The organism is Aquiflexum lacus, from assembly GCF_015476655.1.
Classification (GTDB): domain Bacteria; phylum Bacteroidota; class Bacteroidia; order Cytophagales; family Cyclobacteriaceae; genus Aquiflexum; species Aquiflexum lacus.
In genome coordinates this window covers 233315-251315 of the sequence record NZ_JABFHF010000001.1, presented here as the reverse complement: position 1 = coordinate 251315, position 18001 = coordinate 233315, and the positions used below count along the sequence as shown (strand labels likewise).

Sequence of the window (18001 nt, the reverse complement as noted above, 5' to 3'; positions counted from 1 at the left end):
CATTCCAGTCTCTCTATTTTAAATCAAGGCAACACCCTTACAACAGTATTTAAAGGCTTCAAAGGATTCCCCTCAATTCCATCATAAAGGCAATGAATGGGAAGAGAGGTGGAATTACATTCGAAATCCACAGACTCTTGCATTCCTGTAAGCGGAATCCATTCATCTTCAACCGGATCATATCCATATTGGACCTGATTGGTATCCATTGGATTTGTAAATGCAAGCGCAAACACTGCTGCCAGCACCAATCCAAGGAGCGGTAACATTTTCATTAACTTTTTCATCGTATTGTAATTTGTATCAGGCAGCAAAACTGCCTGATGGGTTGAACATTATTTTGACTATCCCCAAACTCATAATTTGAATTATGGGAACAGCATCGACCGATTGGCAGGAATCCCACCATTGGGGACGGTCAGCCCCTCGCACCGCCGGGTTCAGCTTGTCTCTCACCCCAAGCTTCTGAGAGATGCGGCACAAGATTTTGAAGTCACCATCAAACCACCAATTAGGTATTTGGATCAGGATTTATATTTGTTTTTTTATTTATCCATAAGACTAATACAGTTATTACGGTCAGGGCGGCATTAAACCAAAAATGTGCTGCCCAGCCCATGCTTTCCAAAAACCCTGCACAGTTGCAGGGTACCCTAGGAAATGCTCCCCACCAAATCAGCCCCACATAGGTATTGAATACAGTCAACAATAACAGTGAACCTATCAGCCCCCACCACCTTGTCAATGCAAATGCCAACAAAAGGGCAAGCAGGATTTCCGAAATAGGAACCGCATAGCTGATAATATCTGCCAGTTCCTTGGGAAAAGTCTGATTGTGGAAGGCATTCCAGCTTCTTTTCCAGTCCAGTAATTTCTCCACCCCTGTATAGGTCCAAATTACTACAAGAATAAAAGTAGCGGTTTGTTGGCTTACCGATTTGGAGTCCATCCACATGATTTTGTTTTGGGAAAGCATTTTTAACATCAAATTCTTGGTTAATTTTCCTTGAATTTAACAAAGTACCCATTCGGCTAAAAAGATGACATTGAATACTTTTCAAAATTTCCCTAAATCAATTTTTGAAAAACGAATTCGGAAAATACCTGTTCATAGTAAATCTGAATTTTGTCATGAAACACTGAAATTGTTATGTTTGTCTAGATAGGATCTTAATTTTTAAAAAATATCATTTTTAATTTGATAAAATATGAAGAAAATTTTGCGGACAGTTTTACTGAAAAAAGAATTTGATCACTTACTTCGGGTCAATGAGAAAACCTATGAGCAACTAGCCCCTTATCTTCAGGTCAAACAATATTCAAAGGGGGAAATTATCAAAAAACCAGGCGAGATAGAACATTATGCAAGGTATGTTTACAGAGGTCATATTGCTAAAATGATCCCATCTGAAAAAGGAAGAGACTACAGGGTAAGGATATTTGGCTCGGGAAAAATCGCTTCCGATTTAGCTTCTTATTTCAATAATGAACCATCAGATTTTTACCTCAAAGCACTCAGCTATGTTTCTGTATTCGAACTCCTTGACGAAGCAGAAATGATTTTGCTTAAAAAAATACCTGATGTAGCAGAATTAGCATCTTATATAAACAGACAGATTTTAATGGATGCTGTTTTGTGGCATGAAGCATTTAACCTTCCTCGAGAAACCGCATTGAAAAAAATGAGAAAGCATTTTCCACACGAGATGAACCATTTTTCCAACAAAGACTTGGGCTACATACTCAAATGCTCTGTTTCTACCATTTCAAAAATCAAATCTTCGATGGATGATGTTTATCCTGCCCTCTAAGGAAAATTCCCATCTGGTTCAATTCTTCCCTAACCATTTTGCTAAAGCATCCTGTTACCTTTTCAAACATTGGCAGGTCTGTCTCACAGATCATATATACAGCTTGATAAAACTTTAGATCCTCAAACTTGGGAATGATTTGAAAAAACGGGCTTAAAAGAACTAGCCTCTCAAGATATACCATAACCTCAAAACCTTTGCTTTCTCTGCCTTCTTCTAAAAATTCATTAAACGGTTGTAACCAGTGTATTTCCAAACCCTCAATTGGATTTATAAGGAAAACTTTGTCCAAGTTTGTTTCAGGAAACTCCTTTGCAGTGGCAAGAATCCTCAAAAAAGACATTTTTGGAAGAATTTTAGTATCTTCCTTTGGTTGAAAAGAAATCATCTCATGATTTAAAATATTGTTTTTACAAATGGGTAAAAAATAGAATTCACCACTTTTATAATTAGTAAATCTGAATTTTGTTTTCCTATACCTTTCCAAAACGAAGGAATTGTAGTTATCTATTTCCATTTCTATACAAATTTGGATCAATCATTAAACCACCATCTGAAAGAGCGTCCAAGAATGCATTGACTGCCTTATCCCCACATTTAGGGACATTCATTAATTCATTCTTTGTACTGAATGAGGCTAATTTCACTAGTTGTCCTAAGGTTACCCCTTGTCTGCTGGCAGGAATACCCAATGACAAAAGCTTCTGTGGGGTACACAACGCATATTCAATTATCGATGCAACCCTATACCTCATTGAGGACTTGATCCTGTCTTGCAAAAACAACCAACAGTCAAAATCCCAATAACTATTGAGGTAATCAGGAGCCTCTCTTTCAACCCAATTTATATCAGAATTAAGGTAGATACTTTGGGACATCCCTTCAATCTCCCTTAGTAAAAGCTTGGGCCCAACATTTTCACCTTGGTTTGGTGTAAAAGAAAGACTGAGAGAAATCACAGGATCACTTTCAATATCAATATGAGAAACCCAATTCTGAAGCATAAAATTGAAGCGGCTCCTTTCGTAGGAATCAAACCTCCAATAATATTTACCGGTATGTGAATAAAGCACATCAAGCTGTTTTTTGGTCATTGCCTGCATAAACAATTCTTGGTTTTAATACATAACTAGGCTCTTTTCCGGTACTGGCTTGCTCAAAATTAAATAAATTGATACCTGCTATAAAACCAGTCAAACGCTTTTTCAAGGAATTTACCGAATTTGATTTTCTATAAGCTAATTCAGTAAATACTACAATTTTCACCTCTTTACTTTTGGATAAAATACCTATTGGAATTAGGTTTAATTATTAAGGGATTAGTCCTTTTGGATTTTTAATGTTCCTATCCTCTTTTAAATATTTTAGGTCTGGGGCATAATTCCCTCAATTAAGATTTAATTTAACCCTAAACAATGTAATGCCGAATGGAAACAATAAATAAACCTACTATCACAAATCAAACTGAATTTAAAGTCCTCAACCATTATTATAAAATTGTGGATTATGAAGTCAATAAATGGGCTGAGGATTGCAGTTTATTTAAAAATGAAGAGGAAAAAATCCATTCCCAAAACCAGCATCTCAACAAATTCGCTTCAAGGTTATATCCAAATGCCAACCTTAACGAACTGCTTCCGATAAGTAAATTGATTATGGTTCTCTTTTTGGCAGATGATAGAGCAGATAGGCTTCAAGGAGCAGAAAGGGTGGGCTCTTGGAAAAACATGCTCTCAGAATTTGAATTTGGTCTAGTTAGAGAAAATGTATTTTGTTGGGATAGCTTGCTATCCGACTTTTCGATGATCAATCATAGTTCCAACATCGCTTCAATCGCATTAGCGGGAAAAAACATTTGTGAAATGGTAAGGAACTTTATCAAAGCAGGTATCTGGGAATCCGAAAACCTTCTTGAATCCAGCCCTCCCCTTCCGGCCGATTATCTGAAAAAACTGAAGCATAGCTCTGGGGCTGAAATAGCCATTCATTACCTGACCTTTATCCAAAGCAATAAAATTGATCCGGCAACGCTTTATTCACCTGAATTAAAGCAATTGAGAAAAACCCTTCTGTTACTGATCTGCCTTTCAAATGACCTGGCATCATTCAGGAAGGAGGAAAATACAGGAGATTTCCATAACCTAGTACTTTTGTATGAAATCCATTTCAAACTGACCCGAATCGAGTCCATAGCCAAAGTAACTGAAAAACTGAAACTCCTGAAAGAGGACTACCTATCACTCCAAAATCAGTTAATCAACAATCCTGGTATTTGTATAGAGAAGAAGAATTCAATCTGCGATTCTTTTAACAATTTGTTGCTTGGTTGTGAGATATGGGCAAAAGAGGATACTGGGAGGTATGAGTGAGAGGGTTTACATTCACCTAAAAATAACAAATAAATTAGGTAAAACCCCTCTCCTTTTGACCGTCTCTTTATATTAATTTCTTAAAGGTTTTACTTGAAACCCAGTGAAATTGTTAAGTCACAGGAGCCCCCATCATTTCCCTTCGGAGATACCGGTAATTCCCTTTGGTGAAATGCTTTTTAACCCAACTGTCTGTTGGATCCAAAAACCTGATTTCCGGGTCATTAGTGCCAGATTCTGACATTCTATTGGCAACTTGCCTGAAATAAAAATGGGTCTGAAGTCTGAAAAATTCCACTGTATAAACATCAGAAACAGCGCTGTCCCCTTGAATAAGCAGCATATTTTCATCATTGGAATGAAGGGAATTAGGTGAAAAATTAGCAGATCCAGTAAAAACTGTGGGATTGTTATCCATAACATCAATGGCCATATATTTGGTATGGACGAAAAACACATACCCTTTGGTCCTAAAATGAACCTCTCTCCTCATCCAGTTTTCAAGATTCCAACCAGGAAGCCTCCTCCAGTTTCCCATTGATCCTCTAGTTCCAAGACCCTGACCCAAGACAATTCTGGTATTAGGGTCTTTTTCAAGTATATCCTGTACCCCTATACCACGGCTTTTTTGCTCCATGAGAATGTATCGAAGGTATTCTTTTTGGTTGTCAAAATATTTGGAAAGTCCCGGTGAAACACCAAAGGCAGATGTAAAGATCAAAGAACTTTTAGCATTGAAAGCTTTGGATCCATACCAGTCTAGCATAGAAGTGCCCCTTCTTGGACTGAAGATTACTGTTGTTCCTTCAGGAAGGGTATCTCCGGGATTAGGTGTCTTGGTTTCACAGAATGCCCTTAGGTCTTTTCTTAATGAGTCCTTAGCCACCATATTGAAATATTCAAAAAAGAGACCTGCCACATTTACGTCCCTGACGATATGCCCTGTATTGCTCTGTCCAAGGAATCCGGAAGAGGATATATTGGTGCTTCCTGTCCATACCTCCACAGGTCGGTTATTTTTACAAAGGATTATAAATTTATTATGGGGTATTGCAACATGGTGTATTCTTTCTTTAAAATGCATGTTTTTGGAATTGAGATAGGGGGTTATGGCATCTTTATTTGAAATGCCATATTTGGTCTCTTTTCTTACATTTCCTGATATCTGGTAATGACCAGCTTCATATGATATCTCGACTTTAGCACCTCTTTTACCCGCTTCGACAAGAGCAGTGATCACAGGACTATATGAAATCTCATAGAAGCAGCAATGAAGGCTATAGCTGCTATCAGTTGCCTGCCCAATAAAACCGAGAATGCCTTCCAAAAGTCCTCTAGAAAGCCATTTTGTTCTTGGGTTTTCAGGATCGTTCAAAATCAATTCCAATTGATCTGAAGGAATGTCATCATCAAAATTATCTGCATACGCCTGACTGACTATAGCGCCCCTATTAAACAATACTGAGTTTTTTCCGGTCGTTTCGCTTTCGGTCCTTATCTTGATTTCAATATCCGTACCTCGCCTCAGGTTCGAAAAGTCGTTAGATTCCGGCTTGAAAAGTGGCCTGACAACATAAGTATATTCTGTATCCGGTTCGGCATAATAATGGCCCCACCTAAAATCCTGGACGGGATGTTCAGTGGTTGAAAATCTTTGTCCTGCACTAGGATCTGGCACTAAATCTTTAAAGCATTTGAAACCTTTGAGCCAATATATCCTATCGCTAGATTTCCTTCCAATCCCAAAGCCAAGAAAGTTTTTGAGATTATTTTCCTCTGAATTCATGGCAAGAATCACTGCCCTTGTTCCTGAAATGGCCCTTACCGAAAAGCCGTTTTTTGAAGCTATTGTTTTCATATTAAAAATATTTGGTGAATTGAAAATAAAGAAATAACAATTAATCTTTCTATGGACAAAATCTTCTTCCCCTTACCTGAATCCCGTAAAATCCTAACCCTACATTTTACTTAAAAACCACCTTGGGCTGAGTCTGTTCTATAAATCAATTAGAAAGAAAAATTGAATCATTAATGCTGTTAAATATAAAAAAAAATGCGACAAAAATGAATGTATTTTTTTCGCAGACACTTGATTTTCAATTGAAATCCTTTAAAACACTAAGATTATAATTAGCATATATATATTTCTTCCCAGTGAAAATCACATCATGAATTAAAAAAGGATTTAAAAAAATTAAAGTTGGGTCATCCCCCTCCGACCATCTCCCGACCATGTCCCGTGTCTCTCCCGACCATTCGCCTACTTTTGGCTAAATTTTTAGAATCTATAGGACTTAACCGAGAAGATGGTTTTTTATAGAAACTGAGATGGTTTTCGCGGAAATTACTTAAACCTACCTTTGCACTAAAAGTGTCTGTAAATATTTTTTTAGGTTGAATCGTTTTGATAATATTTTTCGGTCATCCCTTTAATACAATCCTAAGCTTCTCCATATCCTTACTGATCTTGATATCTAAGATTTTCGCATAATGCTGGGTCTGTTTGAGGGATTTATGTCCGAGCATTTTTGAGACTGTTTCAATGGGTACACCATTCCCTAAAGTAATTGTGGTAGCAAAGGTATGTCTGGCGATATGAAAGGTCAGTGGTTTGTTGATTCCACAGACATCGGCGATTTCTTTCAGATAGGAATTCATTTTCTGGTTGCTCAAAACAGGCAATGCATATCCTATATTCTCACAATATGGATGGTTTATATATTTTTGGATAATTGACAGGGCCTGGGGGAGTAAAGGCAGTCTTGTTGGGGTTTCTGTTTTTTGTCTTTGGGTAAATATCCACTGTTCCCCATCTATTCCCAATTTGATCTGCTCCTTGTTCAGATTTTTGACATCTATATAGGCAAGTCCGGTATAGCAGCAAAAAAGAAATATATCCCTGACCTGTGATAATCTTTCTATGCTAAATTCCTTTTTTCGGATACTGTTCAATTCTTCATTACTCAATACCTCTCTGACAACTTCCTTTTTAATCATTTTGAATCCAAGGAAGGGATCCCTGATCAACCATCCTTTTTTGACGCAGGAGAGTACGATCTTTTTGAAATTTGCCAGATATTTTACAGTAGTATTGTGGCTGCAATTCCTGACAGTTTTCAACCAAAATTCATAGTCTGAAATAAATTCATAATTGAGCTGGTGGATTTCTATGTCTTCCTTCTGGAATTTCCATTGTATAAATGACCTGGTGTGTTCCAAGGAGGTTCTGTACCGTTGAAGGGTCCCGGCAGCAAATCCTTTGCCTACTAGGACTTCAACCTGTTCATTGTGAACATGGAATACCTCCAATATTTTTTTTCGATCTTCAGTTTTCCCAAGGAGAATGTTTTTGATGTTTTCGGCAGTCACATCTTTGTTGTTGTCCATCAGTAAAATTTTAGCCTGAAGGATTTTCATTTGAAATGAATCCAGGAAAGCATTCAGTTGTCTCACATCCTCTTTGTTTCCCATTGCCCTTCCCTGCCCTTGATTCCACTTATGTACTTCACAAACCCTTTTTGTGGAGATTTCTTTAGAATCGCCATCCACGGTCACTCGAGCGTAGATGTATTTCTCTGATTTCTTACTGTTTTTGATTGTTTTTAGAAAAAACATCAATCCAAAGCTTTTGTCCAGCATAATGTTGTTTTTTATTGGTTAAATAAATATCTAAAAACATGCTAACCAATACAAGATGTTCAGCTATTGAACATGTTGTTTTTCAGTAGTTTAAACCACCTAAAAAGCGTCTTTTTTTTGAAACCAAAGAACGCCACGAATGACGCTTTTGAATTTTGGGTATTTTTGAAAAATTTGGTGGTTTTGACACCAAAAACAAAAAGCCCACAGTTTGTGGACTGTAGGCTTTTTATCAATAAAATGAATTAAAATTGATTGAAAATGTGCTTAAAATCGCTTTAAATCCACTTTTTCAATTTTTTGACTTATTTCGATCAAATCTGGAAAATCTTTAATTCTTCAAATTTGAACGTTTTGTTAGCCATTTCAGCAGAGAGGAAGGGATTCGAACCCTCGATACCCTCACGGGTATACACACTTTCCAGGCGTGCTCCTTCAACCACTCGGACACCTCTCTATTAGTCCCCATCTAAATGGGAGTGCAAAGAAATACATAATTAAAAGCCTTTGCAAACTTCTCCCAAAAAAATTCGAATGCAGATTTCACGCTTAATCTATAATATCTACTAATATCAAATATCTATCAATATCTAATTCTGTAAGGATCAAATAATTAATTATAACAGACCTGGTTATATTCAATTTCCCATCAATGACATCTCCCCTATCATCGGGGTTATCAATTTTCTCCTGATTTCCGAATCCTCTTTTTCATTGGCCAACAAAAACATCATCTTAGTAACCGCAGCCTCTGTAGTGATATCTCCTCCACTGAGTACTCCTATCTTTTTTAGATCCTTGCTCGTCTGATACCTGCCCTGAATTACGCGACCTCCATTACACTGCGAAACATTTAGAATGATCAATCCCTTTTTCACAGCCCTATCCAAGGAATTGATAAACCAGGATTCACTGGGGCTGTTACCCGAGCCATAGGTTTCCAACACAACTCCCCGCATGCCATCAATATCAAAACAAGAATCCAGAATCTTGGAGGTAATTCCAGGAAAAAGCTTAATTACCATTACTCTGTTATCAAGTCGGTTGTAAAATTTCAGCTTTTTACCCTCTTCAAATGGTTTGATCGCAGCATAATTATAATCTATGATAATCCCTGCCTCTGCCAAAGCCGGGTAATTTTCCGACTCAAAGGCATCAAAATGGATACTTTGAACTTTCTTTGACCTATTTCCCCTCAACAGCATGTGGTTGAAAAAAATGCAAACCTCCGGTACCACGGGATTGCCATTGGCTTTGGCTGTGGCAATCTCAAGGGCTGTCATCAGGTTTTCCCTGGCATCGGACCGCATGGCTGAAATCGGCAATTGCGCTCCTGTAAACACTACAGGTTTGCTCAGGCCCCTTAATATATAACTCAGCATGGAGGCAGAATAAGCCATGGTATCTGTTCCGTGCAAGATCACAAAACCATCATAGCTGTCATAATTCTCATAAATGATATAAGCCATATCTATCCAGTGCTGCATATTGACATTGGATGAATCGATGGGTTCGGGGAAAGAAATGACCGTGATGGCAACATTCAAATTGGTCAAATTGGGTATTTTCTCCATAATTTGACCAAAGTTAAATGGAACCAATGCGCCTGTTTCATCATAGGCCATACCTAGCGTTCCTCCTGTGTAAATGATCAGCACTGAGGAGGTAATGTCACTCTTAGCAGCGGTATTGAGTCTTACTATTTTATAGTTCATGACTTGAAATGATGAAAAATGCTATGCGCATTTTGTTGGGTGATGGTGGAAACCTGCTCCAATGAGCTTTCGGTAAGGTCACCGACTCTTTGAGCAATCAACGGTATATATTCAGGAGAATTTCTTTTCCCCCTATGCGGTATAGGTGCCAGATACGGACCATCAGTTTCCAACACCACATGCTCCAAGCCCAATTCTGGCAGCACCTTATCCAATCCTCCATTTTTATAGGTGGAAACGCCACCTATTCCTAGTAGAAATCCCAGTTCGATGATTTGCTTGGCTTGCTCAACACTACCTGAGAAGCAATGGAAAATCCCATTCAAGTCTTCGGTTTTCGCTTCTTTAATGATGGCTATGGTTTCATCCATTGATTCCCGGCAATGCAGGACAATCGGCCATTTCTTTTTCTTTGCCCATGCGATCTGAATTCTCAAAGCTTCCTTTTGCTGCTCAAAAAAAGTCTTGTCCCAATAAAGGTCCAAGCCTGTCTCCCCAATTGCTGCAAACTCCCGTCTTTCAATCCACTCTTCCATCACATAAAGCTGCTTTTCAAAATCCTTTTTCACATCACAGGGATGGAGTCCCATCATGGGAATACAAACCCCAGGATATTTCAGTTCTGCTTCCAACATGGAATCGATGGATTCCACATCGATATTGGGCATATAAATGCTTTCCACCCCATTTTCACCAGCAACCCTAATTACTTCTGACCTGTCATCATCGTATTTTTTGGAATAAATATGGGCATGGGTATCTGTGAATTTCACTTTGGTATTGGTTAATGGTTTTTGGTTTATTCTAAATTCTCGTCTCTTGGTTCTCGATTCTCCCATTCTGCCTATCCCATTTCGGACGTGACGTGCCTCTGACGGGAAATCCCACGGCATTTATCTGTGCCTCATGGTTCTCAGCTCTCGTTTCATGGTTCTCGCATCTTGGTTCTCGCTTCTCCCCTCTTGATTCTTGGTTCTTGTTTCCCCGATATTCATCGGGGCAGGCTTTGGCTCTAACGTCTTTAAGATGTCTCCTGCCGTCGACATGAAAAGGTGAAGTCTTTCTCAATAGTTTATTCATGATTATATCAAACCATCTTTCGGTCTCTCTATTCTCGTCTCTCGCTTCTCGCTTCTCGCTTCTCGACTCTTGGCTCCCCGATACTCGGGACAGGCTTTGGTTCTTGGCTCTTGGCTCTTTTCTCTTGGTCCTAACCTCAAACCTCTACTCTCACATCCTCCTCAATACTTTCTACCCTTCCAATTTGTTTTGGCAGGCCAAAAATAATAAAGTATCGTGGACCAAGACGTAATCATATAATATATTTCGAATAAGAAAAGATCCAAAACAGCCAACTTCACTCCGGGTTTTATAGCAAAAGTGTAAATAAAGACGCCTTGTGTTAACACTTTGGTAAACCATAAACTGAAACCTAGTAGAGGATGTAAAAAAACCAACAATATAATACTTGGAAAAAAAAACACTTGAATGGCCAAAATCAATCTCCAATAAAGCGGCAGTGCCATGGCACCCGACATCCATCGTTTTCTTTGTTGAAGTAATCCAAGATAGCTTTTTTGAGGTTTGGTTTTTATAAGGTTATCCTTGGATACTTGCTGCAGTACTTTGTATCCTTTGGATTGGATATTTCTGGCAATTTCAAAATCTTCTGTAAGGGAAAAAGGAATCCCCTCAAATCCACCCACAGATAGGTATGCTTCTTTTGATATCAACATATTATTGCCCATGGAGGTGACAGAAAAACCAAGATCTGACATCACTTTGACCATCCCCAAGGTCAACCACCAATCCATGCCCTGCATTTTTCCAAAAACACTATCTGATTTGACATGGGTAATTCCCGTAACAATACCTGCTTGGGTATTTTGGTATGCCATCACCATACTCCTAACCCAATTCTGAGGCAAATGACAGTCTGCATCTGTGAAAAGTAAAACCTTCCCATTGGCGTATTTGGCCATTTGGGAAAGTGCGTTGGCTTTGCCGTTAGTTTTGGTACTGTCACCTTCTTGGATTTGAACCAGTTTCACATGATCATTTTGATCTGAGAATGCTTTTAACAAAACTTCTGTTTCATCAGTACTGCTATCATTTCCCAATATTATCTGAAGCTTATCTTTTGGATAATTGAGTTTGGCAATGGACTCTAAACATGCAGGTAAATTCTCTTCCTCATTTCTGCTGGGAATCAAAATACTGACAAAGGGGAATTCAGAAACCTCTTTTTTCACATAATCCTTAAAGTTCAACCTCAACAAAAACCAGAGCGAAATATCTTGTAACAAAAGAATAACGACCAATATTACCGCTAAAAAAATCATAATAAAGCTGTCTCTAAACCTGAGTCATTCAAAAAATCCAAATAATCCGGCAGGACTCTTTTGATCATTTCTTTGGTTTTTTGTTGATCATGAAAAACAACAATGGAACCATTTCTTGAATACTTTATGGATTTTTTCAGGCATTCCTCTGCGCTTTGGGTAGCATCAAAATCACCCGAAAGTACATCCCACATGATCACATCATAATCGGCCACAACTGATTTAAACTGTTTTTTGGTGATTTTCCCATAAGGTGGTCTGAAAAGCCTACTCGATATTGATAAAGTCTCTTGGATCTGTAGTTGACAATTATCGATTTCTTCGAGATAAACTTCATAAGGAGTCTTAAATCCATTTACATGGTGCATGGTATGATTTCCAATCCCGTTTCCTGATTGAAGAACTTCTTGGGCCAATCGATGATTTTTTTGGATATTATCTCCGACCATAAAAAATGTGGCATTCATATTTCTTTTTGCCAACTCATCCAAAACATAATCAGTCACTCCTGATACCGGACCATCGTCAAAAGTCAGGTAAATCTTGTTTTCACTCCTCTCCTTGTTCCATACAAATTGTGAAAACATTCGGGGTATCAATGCAGGTACATGGTGTATCCAAACCATGATTATTTAAATCTTATGCTCAGCAAAGTAATATCATCCCGTTGCTGCCCACCTACTGAAAAATCTTTCAAATCTTTGAAAAATAAATCATGGAATGTATTAGGTTCTACGCAAAGCTGGCTTTTAACAAATTGATGAAATCTCTCATCCCCGTATTCTTCTTCGGCACCATTAAAAGTTTCAGTAAGTCCATCGGTGTATAAGTGGATCGTAAATCCTTTCAGATGGGACCTTTTGCCTACTTCCAAAAAAGGCAACTGCTCAAATGCCCCTAAAATAGTTGTACCTGCCCCCAAATTTTCACTTCTTTTTTCTCCCTCCCAACACAACACAGGAGGATTATGCCCGGCATTCACATAGATCAATTCCCTTTTTTTATAATTATAATAACCTAGAAAAAAAGTGATAAACCGTTCTCCTTTAGTGTTATCAAAAATGGTATAATTCAATTGCTCCACGATCATTTTGATGTCTGATGAACTCCTGAGCAGTGTCCTCAATGCAGCCTGAAAATTAGACATCAACAATGCTGCAGGCATTCCTTTGCCTGAGACATCTGCAATACAGAAAAAAACCTCATCTTCTGACTTCTGAATCAAATCATAATAATCCCCGCCAACAGTGGAATGTGGTACATAGGTGACTTTAGCTTTTAGCTTTTCAGTTTGAGGAAGTAAGGCCGGAAAAAGCATCCTTTGCACATTGGAGGCGATCTCAACCTCTCTTTTCAATCTTTCCTGCTCCAATTGTCTTTTGGCGAATCTCTTGTTTTCCAAAGCAACCACCATAATGTTGGTCAAAGCCTGGGTAAAGTTCAGGTCAAGGTATTCATCCTCAAATTTTTTCCTGAGAAAAAGTATCGCAAGCATCCTTTCCTTGTGGTATACAGGTAGATAACTTTCCAATTCAGAAAAAGAATAACCGTGATCAAGTTCAATATTCAACTCCCCTGATTCCTTGGAATAATTTACTTTGCTTTCCGGAATCCGCTCCGGTATAATATTTTTAATTCCATGGCTGATCTTCAGCTCGAATTGCTCTTGGTCTACCATGTATAAAAGTATCGACTTGATGTTCAAGTGAACCAAGCAAGTAAATTTAAAAATATTTAAGAGAACTGAAGCGGATTTATTTTCATTGATAGCCTGAGTAATCTCGAGTAAGGCTTTTAACTCGAGTTCCTTTTTTTGATATTTTACCGTTTGTGTGGTCACTTTTATTTTTTTAAATGGCATTATGCTCCATCAGACCTTTTTTTGTTGCCAAGTAATACAAATTTTTTCCTGATCCTTTAAAATCAACTTGATCGAAAATCTCTGTATCGGGTTCGGTCAGGCATTTGATATAGGCTTTTTCGTACAGCGATTGCAAGGTAGCCAAAAGCAATTCATCTTCCCAAGCCAACGTTTCTTTTAAATAGCTGAAAGGATGAACAAAATAAAGTTCATCCAGCAAGTCAAACTCCTCATCAGTCATAATTTCCATTTCGTTAAAGTCTGTAAAGTTATGGATTTACTAGGAAAATGATATTTGAATCGCTGCATATCTTCAAGTAATTGTTGGAGGTCGGAAGTCGGAAGACTGAAGACCGAAGATAAAAGGATAAAGGATAAGGTGATGCTTCATTGCGCCTGCCTGCCTTTGGCAGGAGGAGCATTTGGGAAACTTTGATATTTTAAACAGTCCTTCGTGCGACGTGGCAATCTCTTTAGATGAAAGATGAGGGGGTGAAATAAAAAAAAACATTAAAAAAAGTGTCAAGTAAATTTAGGAGTTGATATACAGAATGGGAGTGTTAGCTAAACTCTGCCCTTCCATTTCTTTTCACCAAAAAACGTAGCCGTTACGGTTCCTATCACAAAGAAAGGATGAATCACCGAGGTGACCAAAAAATTGGCAAAACGTTGATGAATCCTTAATTCGCAAAGTACTTTCCCTAAAACAAGCCATTCTGCCCCGATTTTCACAGCCCACAAAAACAGAAAAACAAGCATAGAAAAACCCCCTTGGAAAAGCAGCATCCAACTTGACAGAAAAACCAACTGTAATAAAACCGGGATCACAGCACTCAAAAGGTGCGACAGATTACCATGCATCCTCCACTTAGAAGTCCAACGGCTTCTTTGCGCTAATAAACCTTCCCAGGAATCCTGCGGTTGGGTATACACCAAGCCTTTGTAATCATTCACATAAATCGCTGACTTGGCACCAAACTTCTTGACTATTTTTTTGAGCAGAAATTCATCATCCCCGGTCATCACATGTTCATTTCCGCGATATCCTTCTACTTCAATAAATGCGCTTTTCCTGTATGCCATATTAGCTGCGCTGCACATAATCGGAGAGCCAATCTCAAATCCTGCTTTAGTTACCAACAGGATGCTTGCCCACTCAATTTGTTGGAAACTGGAAAAAAATCCTTTATCATCTTTAGTCATCACAGGACCTGCCACCATTTGGATACCAGAATCTTCAAAAAACCTAAGCTTTTCCTCAATCCAATTTTCAGGCAAAATACAATCTGCATCTGTTGTGAAAATGATTTCGCCTCCAGCTTTCTTTACCCCTGAATCAATGGCGGCTTTTTTTCCCATCCCTCTATTAGAAATCACTTTAATGGGGATTCGAGGATTAATTTTTTTCAGAAAATCTTTTACAAACTGGCCTCCGCCATCCTGACTTTGGTCATCAATAAACAGTACTTCATAGGGACTAAAGCTTATTGAAAGGACACTATCTAAAATATTTTGAAGGTTCACCAGTTCATTTCTAAACGGTATAAGAATGCTTACCTTTCGATTTAAATTAACTTTTGGTCTTACTTCTTTCTGTTTGTTCCATATAAACGACAGTTGTAAAAGTGCAATCACATAAAGTATCCCAATCAAAAGGTAAAATATTGCCATGAATTCCTAAATTGCGGTAATGGGTAAAGAAGAAAAAAAAGAAGCAAAAGAAAAAATAATATTGGGAATTGACCCTGGAACCAACATCATGGGTTATGGTGTGATTCTAATCACAGGCAAAAACCACAGTCTACTGCAATATGGGGTAATCCATCTTAAAAAATATAGCACCCATGAACTGAAGCTCAAAAAAATTTTTGAAAGGATCACAGGACTCATAGATGAATTCCATCCGGATTCGGTGGCATTGGAAGCTCCTTTTTATGGGGAAAATGTACAGTCTATGCTCAAATTGGGGCGGGCACAGGGTGTGGCAATGGCTGCGGCTTTGGCACGAGACATACCCATTTCAGAATATTCCCCCAAAAAAGTGAAGCAATCTGTCACAGGCAATGGCAATGCCTCCAAAATACAGGTAGCTGAAATGCTCAAAACACTCCTGAAAATCGAGGAAATCCCAAAGCTTTTGGATGCAACAGATGCATTGGCGGTAGCGCTATGCCATCATTTCCACGACGGTCGTTTGCAGACAAGGGGAAGGACTGCAGGGTGGAAATCATTTTTGGAAGAAAATCCAGGGAGGGTCAAGGGACTTTAATCAAAATCCGGTGTTGAAATGAACAAAATCCCTGTTATACATGAATTATACCCGGATATTCCTGAAACCTCTTTGCACTTATTTTTCGATAAACTTCAGGAGAAAACTCTTCAAAAAGGTGACCTCCTAATCAGTGAGGGACAAATCTGCCAACACATTACTTATATCCAATCCGGTATTGTTAGAAGTGCTTACAAAAGAGATGACAAAGACATTACCATTAGTTTTAGTGGTGAAGGGGAATTCATTACTGCCATGTCAAGTTTTATTTCCCAAACACCTACTTACGAGAATATTGAGGCTTTAAGTGAAACCCATGTTTTGCAGATCAGCTATTCTGAATTGATGGCACTCCTGGACCAGGATAAAAATATGGAACATATATACCGCTTGATTTTGGAACGGTATTATATCTCCCTTGAAGAGCTATTGATATTTTCAAAATTTAAATCCGCAAAGGAAAGGTACTTGGAGTTGTTAACAAAAAAACCTTTGATCATCCAATATGCTGCGGTAGGCCATATAGCCTCTTATTTGGATATGAGTATTGAAACATTGAGCAGGATAAGGTCAAGCATGTGATTTTTTTGATTTTTGTCAAAGGCTAATCAAAACAAAATTTTTTAAATTTGGAATAACCTTTATATCAAATTGAAATAGCAGGATACTATCTTATTCTAACCCAATGGCTATGACATTTAAACCTTTCTTACGAATAGCAGGACTTCTTTCAGTTTCCCTGTTTATCCTTATGAACTGTTCGGATTCCTCCAACGAACAGACTTTCGATTCTTCCAAACTGAGGAAAGCCTCTCAAGAGGAAATTGAAAAAGTCATTGAGGATTTTATTTTGGCGGAAGACGGTGATGTCATTGAAATCCCCTCAGGATTCTACAGCCTCAAAACCCAGTTGATACTGGACTCCAAAAACAACATCAGCATCAAAGGGGCAGGAATGGGGGAAACAGTCCTTTCATTTCGTGAGCTTAGATCTGGGGGTGAAGGTGTCAAACTGGTGGGCAACAATGTCAAGATAGAAGATCTAAGTATTGAGGATGCTCCAGGTGACGGAATCAAAAGCCAGCATAGCGATGGCATCACCTTTAGGCGCATCAATGTCACCTGGACCAACGGAGACAAATCCAAAAACGGCACTTATGCCATTTACCCTGTTCAGTGCAGCAATGTCATGATCGATGAATGTATTGCTTCCCATTCCAAGGATGCAGGGATTTATGTAGGTCAGTCTGAAAATATCATTGTCAGAAATTCTCTTGCCTTTGGGAATGTGGCAGGGATTGAAATAGAAAATTCCGACAATGCAGAAGTTTATGGAAATAATGCTAGGGACAATTCAGGAGGTATTTTGGTATTCAACCTGCCAGGACTTCCAAAAGCCGAGGGCCGTGGTACTAAGATTTATGATAATGATATCACGTCCAATAACCATGTCAATTTTGCGGTTCCGCTAAGTGATGAACCAAACGGAAACACCGTAACCATGATTCCACCCGGATCGGGAATCATACTTTTGGCGGCAAAGGATATAGAGGTTTACAACAACAGAATTCACAAAAACAAAACCACCGGAATCGCCATTGCCAATTATCACATTACAGGTTTTCCTATCGAAGCACCAAATTGGTCACCATTCACTTCCAATATTTATGTGCATGACAATGACTACAAGCGAACCTGGAAAATCCCTGACTTGACCAAAGAGTTTGGGCAATTGATTTCGGTCTATAATGCCCATGGCAAAGGGAAAACCCAGGACATCATCTATGATGGGTTTTGGGACAAAAGCATCAGCGACGATATATCAACCAATCCCATGAAAGTATGCATCCGGGAAACCGGTATGGAAAAACTGCATTTCACGCTTTTTGACCTTTGGGAAGGCGAGGAAAACATCAAAGCATCCAAAGACTATACCCCTTTCCAATGCGAAACGGTAATCAAGACAGATGTAAGTGCCGTAGCTAAATTATAATA

Annotated in this window: 19 protein-coding genes and 1 tRNA gene; 5 read left to right on the top strand and 15 right to left on the bottom strand. The window is 38.5% G+C overall.

Annotation, left to right across the window (positions count from 1 at the left end; all coding sequences use genetic code 11):
* Positions 1-23: 23 nt before the first annotated feature.
* Together HMJ38_RS01095 and HMJ38_RS01090 are read right to left on the bottom strand one after the other, a co-directional pair.
* Entirely contained in the window at positions 24-287 is a 264-nt protein-coding gene (locus HMJ38_RS01095; RefSeq protein ID WP_194972523.1) for a hypothetical protein, read from the bottom strand.
* 224 nt (positions 288-511) lie between these two features.
* On the bottom strand, positions 512-976 hold the full coding sequence (locus tag HMJ38_RS01090) for a MauE/DoxX family redox-associated membrane protein (protein WP_228779817.1): 465 nt from the start codon (positions 974-976) through the stop codon (positions 512-514).
* 232 nt (positions 977-1208) lie between these two features.
* On the opposite strand from HMJ38_RS01090, the gene HMJ38_RS01085 reads away from it, so the two are divergent.
* The gene (locus HMJ38_RS01085) at positions 1209-1811 is read left to right on the top strand and encodes a Crp/Fnr family transcriptional regulator (RefSeq protein WP_194972521.1); all 603 of its coding nucleotides are present in this window, start codon (positions 1209-1211) and stop codon (positions 1809-1811) included.
* On the opposite strand, the gene HMJ38_RS01080 is transcribed toward HMJ38_RS01085, so the two are convergent.
* Genes HMJ38_RS01080 through HMJ38_RS01070 form a run of 3 tightly spaced genes read right to left on the bottom strand, consistent with a single transcriptional unit; the run spans position 1774 to position 3077 of the window.
* Entirely contained in the window at positions 1774-2328 is a 555-nt protein-coding gene (locus HMJ38_RS01080) for a hypothetical protein (RefSeq protein ID WP_194972520.1), read from the bottom strand. The genes HMJ38_RS01085 and HMJ38_RS01080 overlap by 38 nt on opposite strands.
* Positions 2315-2914 carry a hypothetical protein gene (locus HMJ38_RS01075; protein ID WP_194972519.1) on the bottom strand — a complete coding sequence of 200 codons (600 nt, stop codon included), beginning with the start codon at positions 2912-2914 and terminating at the stop codon, positions 2315-2317. The genes HMJ38_RS01080 and HMJ38_RS01075 overlap by 14 nt, the downstream gene beginning before the upstream one ends.
* Positions 2886-3077: a hypothetical protein gene (locus tag HMJ38_RS01070; protein ID WP_194972518.1), complete on the bottom strand. Its 192-nt coding sequence runs from the start codon at positions 3075-3077 to the stop codon at positions 2886-2888. Before HMJ38_RS01070 ends, HMJ38_RS01075 begins: the two co-directional genes overlap by 29 nt.
* A 161-nt stretch (positions 3078-3238) precedes the next feature.
* On the opposite strand from HMJ38_RS01070, the gene HMJ38_RS01065 reads away from it, so the two are divergent.
* The gene (locus HMJ38_RS01065) at positions 3239-4180 is read left to right on the top strand and encodes a terpene synthase family protein (RefSeq protein ID WP_194972517.1); all 942 of its coding nucleotides are present in this window, start codon (positions 3239-3241) and stop codon (positions 4178-4180) included.
* 112 nt (positions 4181-4292) lie between these two features.
* Here the strand turns inward: HMJ38_RS01065 and HMJ38_RS01060 are convergent, their stop codons facing one another.
* The 10 genes from HMJ38_RS01060 to HMJ38_RS01015 all read right to left on the bottom strand — a co-directional run bounded on the left by HMJ38_RS01060 (position 4293) and on the right by HMJ38_RS01015 (position 15408).
* Positions 4293-6038 carry a phospholipase D-like domain-containing protein gene (locus HMJ38_RS01060; RefSeq protein ID WP_194972516.1) on the bottom strand — a complete coding sequence of 582 codons (1746 nt, stop codon included), beginning with the start codon at positions 6036-6038 and terminating at the stop codon, positions 4293-4295.
* Positions 6039-6601: 563 nt separating this feature from the next.
* Complete coding sequence (locus HMJ38_RS01055) at positions 6602-7819, bottom strand: site-specific integrase (RefSeq protein ID WP_194972515.1); 1218 nt, start codon at positions 7817-7819, stop codon at positions 6602-6604.
* A gap of 370 nt (positions 7820-8189) precedes the next feature.
* Positions 8190-8276, bottom strand: a tRNA-Ser gene (locus HMJ38_RS01050).
* A 181-nt stretch (positions 8277-8457) separates the two neighbouring features.
* Positions 8458-9534, bottom strand: a complete 1077-nt coding sequence (locus tag HMJ38_RS01045) for an asparaginase (RefSeq protein WP_194972514.1) — start codon at positions 9532-9534, stop codon at positions 8458-8460.
* The gene (locus HMJ38_RS01040; RefSeq protein ID WP_194972513.1) at positions 9531-10307 is read right to left on the bottom strand and encodes a TatD family hydrolase; all 777 of its coding nucleotides are present in this window, start codon (positions 10305-10307) and stop codon (positions 9531-9533) included. The genes HMJ38_RS01045 and HMJ38_RS01040 overlap by 4 nt, the downstream gene beginning before the upstream one ends.
* A gap of 468 nt (positions 10308-10775) precedes the next feature.
* A complete protein-coding gene (locus tag HMJ38_RS01035) occupies positions 10776-11786 on the bottom strand; it encodes a glycosyltransferase (protein WP_317174479.1) in 1011 nt (336 codons plus the stop codon).
* An 86-nt stretch (positions 11787-11872) separates the two neighbouring features.
* Complete coding sequence (locus HMJ38_RS01030; protein WP_194972511.1) at positions 11873-12502, bottom strand: polysaccharide deacetylase family protein; 630 nt, start codon at positions 12500-12502, stop codon at positions 11873-11875.
* 2 nt (positions 12503-12504) lie between these two features.
* A complete protein-coding gene (locus HMJ38_RS01025; RefSeq protein WP_194972510.1) occupies positions 12505-13716 on the bottom strand; it encodes a GAF domain-containing SpoIIE family protein phosphatase in 1212 nt (403 codons plus the stop codon).
* Between the two features lie 10 nt (positions 13717-13726).
* The gene (locus HMJ38_RS01020) at positions 13727-13987 is read right to left on the bottom strand and encodes a hypothetical protein (protein ID WP_317174478.1); all 261 of its coding nucleotides are present in this window, start codon (positions 13985-13987) and stop codon (positions 13727-13729) included.
* A gap of 314 nt (positions 13988-14301) precedes the next feature.
* Entirely contained in the window at positions 14302-15408 is a 1107-nt protein-coding gene (locus tag HMJ38_RS01015) for a glycosyltransferase (RefSeq protein ID WP_194972509.1), read from the bottom strand.
* Between the two features lie 19 nt (positions 15409-15427).
* Between HMJ38_RS01015 and ruvC the strand changes: the two genes are divergently transcribed.
* From ruvC to HMJ38_RS01000, 3 genes are all read left to right on the top strand, one after another.
* Entirely contained in the window at positions 15428-16006 is a 579-nt protein-coding gene (gene ruvC, locus HMJ38_RS01010; RefSeq protein ID WP_194972508.1) for a crossover junction endodeoxyribonuclease RuvC, read from the top strand.
* Positions 16007-16024: 18 nt separating this feature from the next.
* Positions 16025-16588, top strand: coding sequence for a Crp/Fnr family transcriptional regulator (locus HMJ38_RS01005; RefSeq protein WP_194972507.1), 564 nt, complete (start codon positions 16025-16027; stop codon positions 16586-16588).
* Positions 16589-16697: 109 nt separating this feature from the next.
* The gene (locus HMJ38_RS01000; protein WP_194972506.1) at positions 16698-17999 is read left to right on the top strand and encodes a parallel beta-helix domain-containing protein; all 1302 of its coding nucleotides are present in this window, start codon (positions 16698-16700) and stop codon (positions 17997-17999) included.
* Positions 18000-18001: the final 2 nt, after the last annotated feature.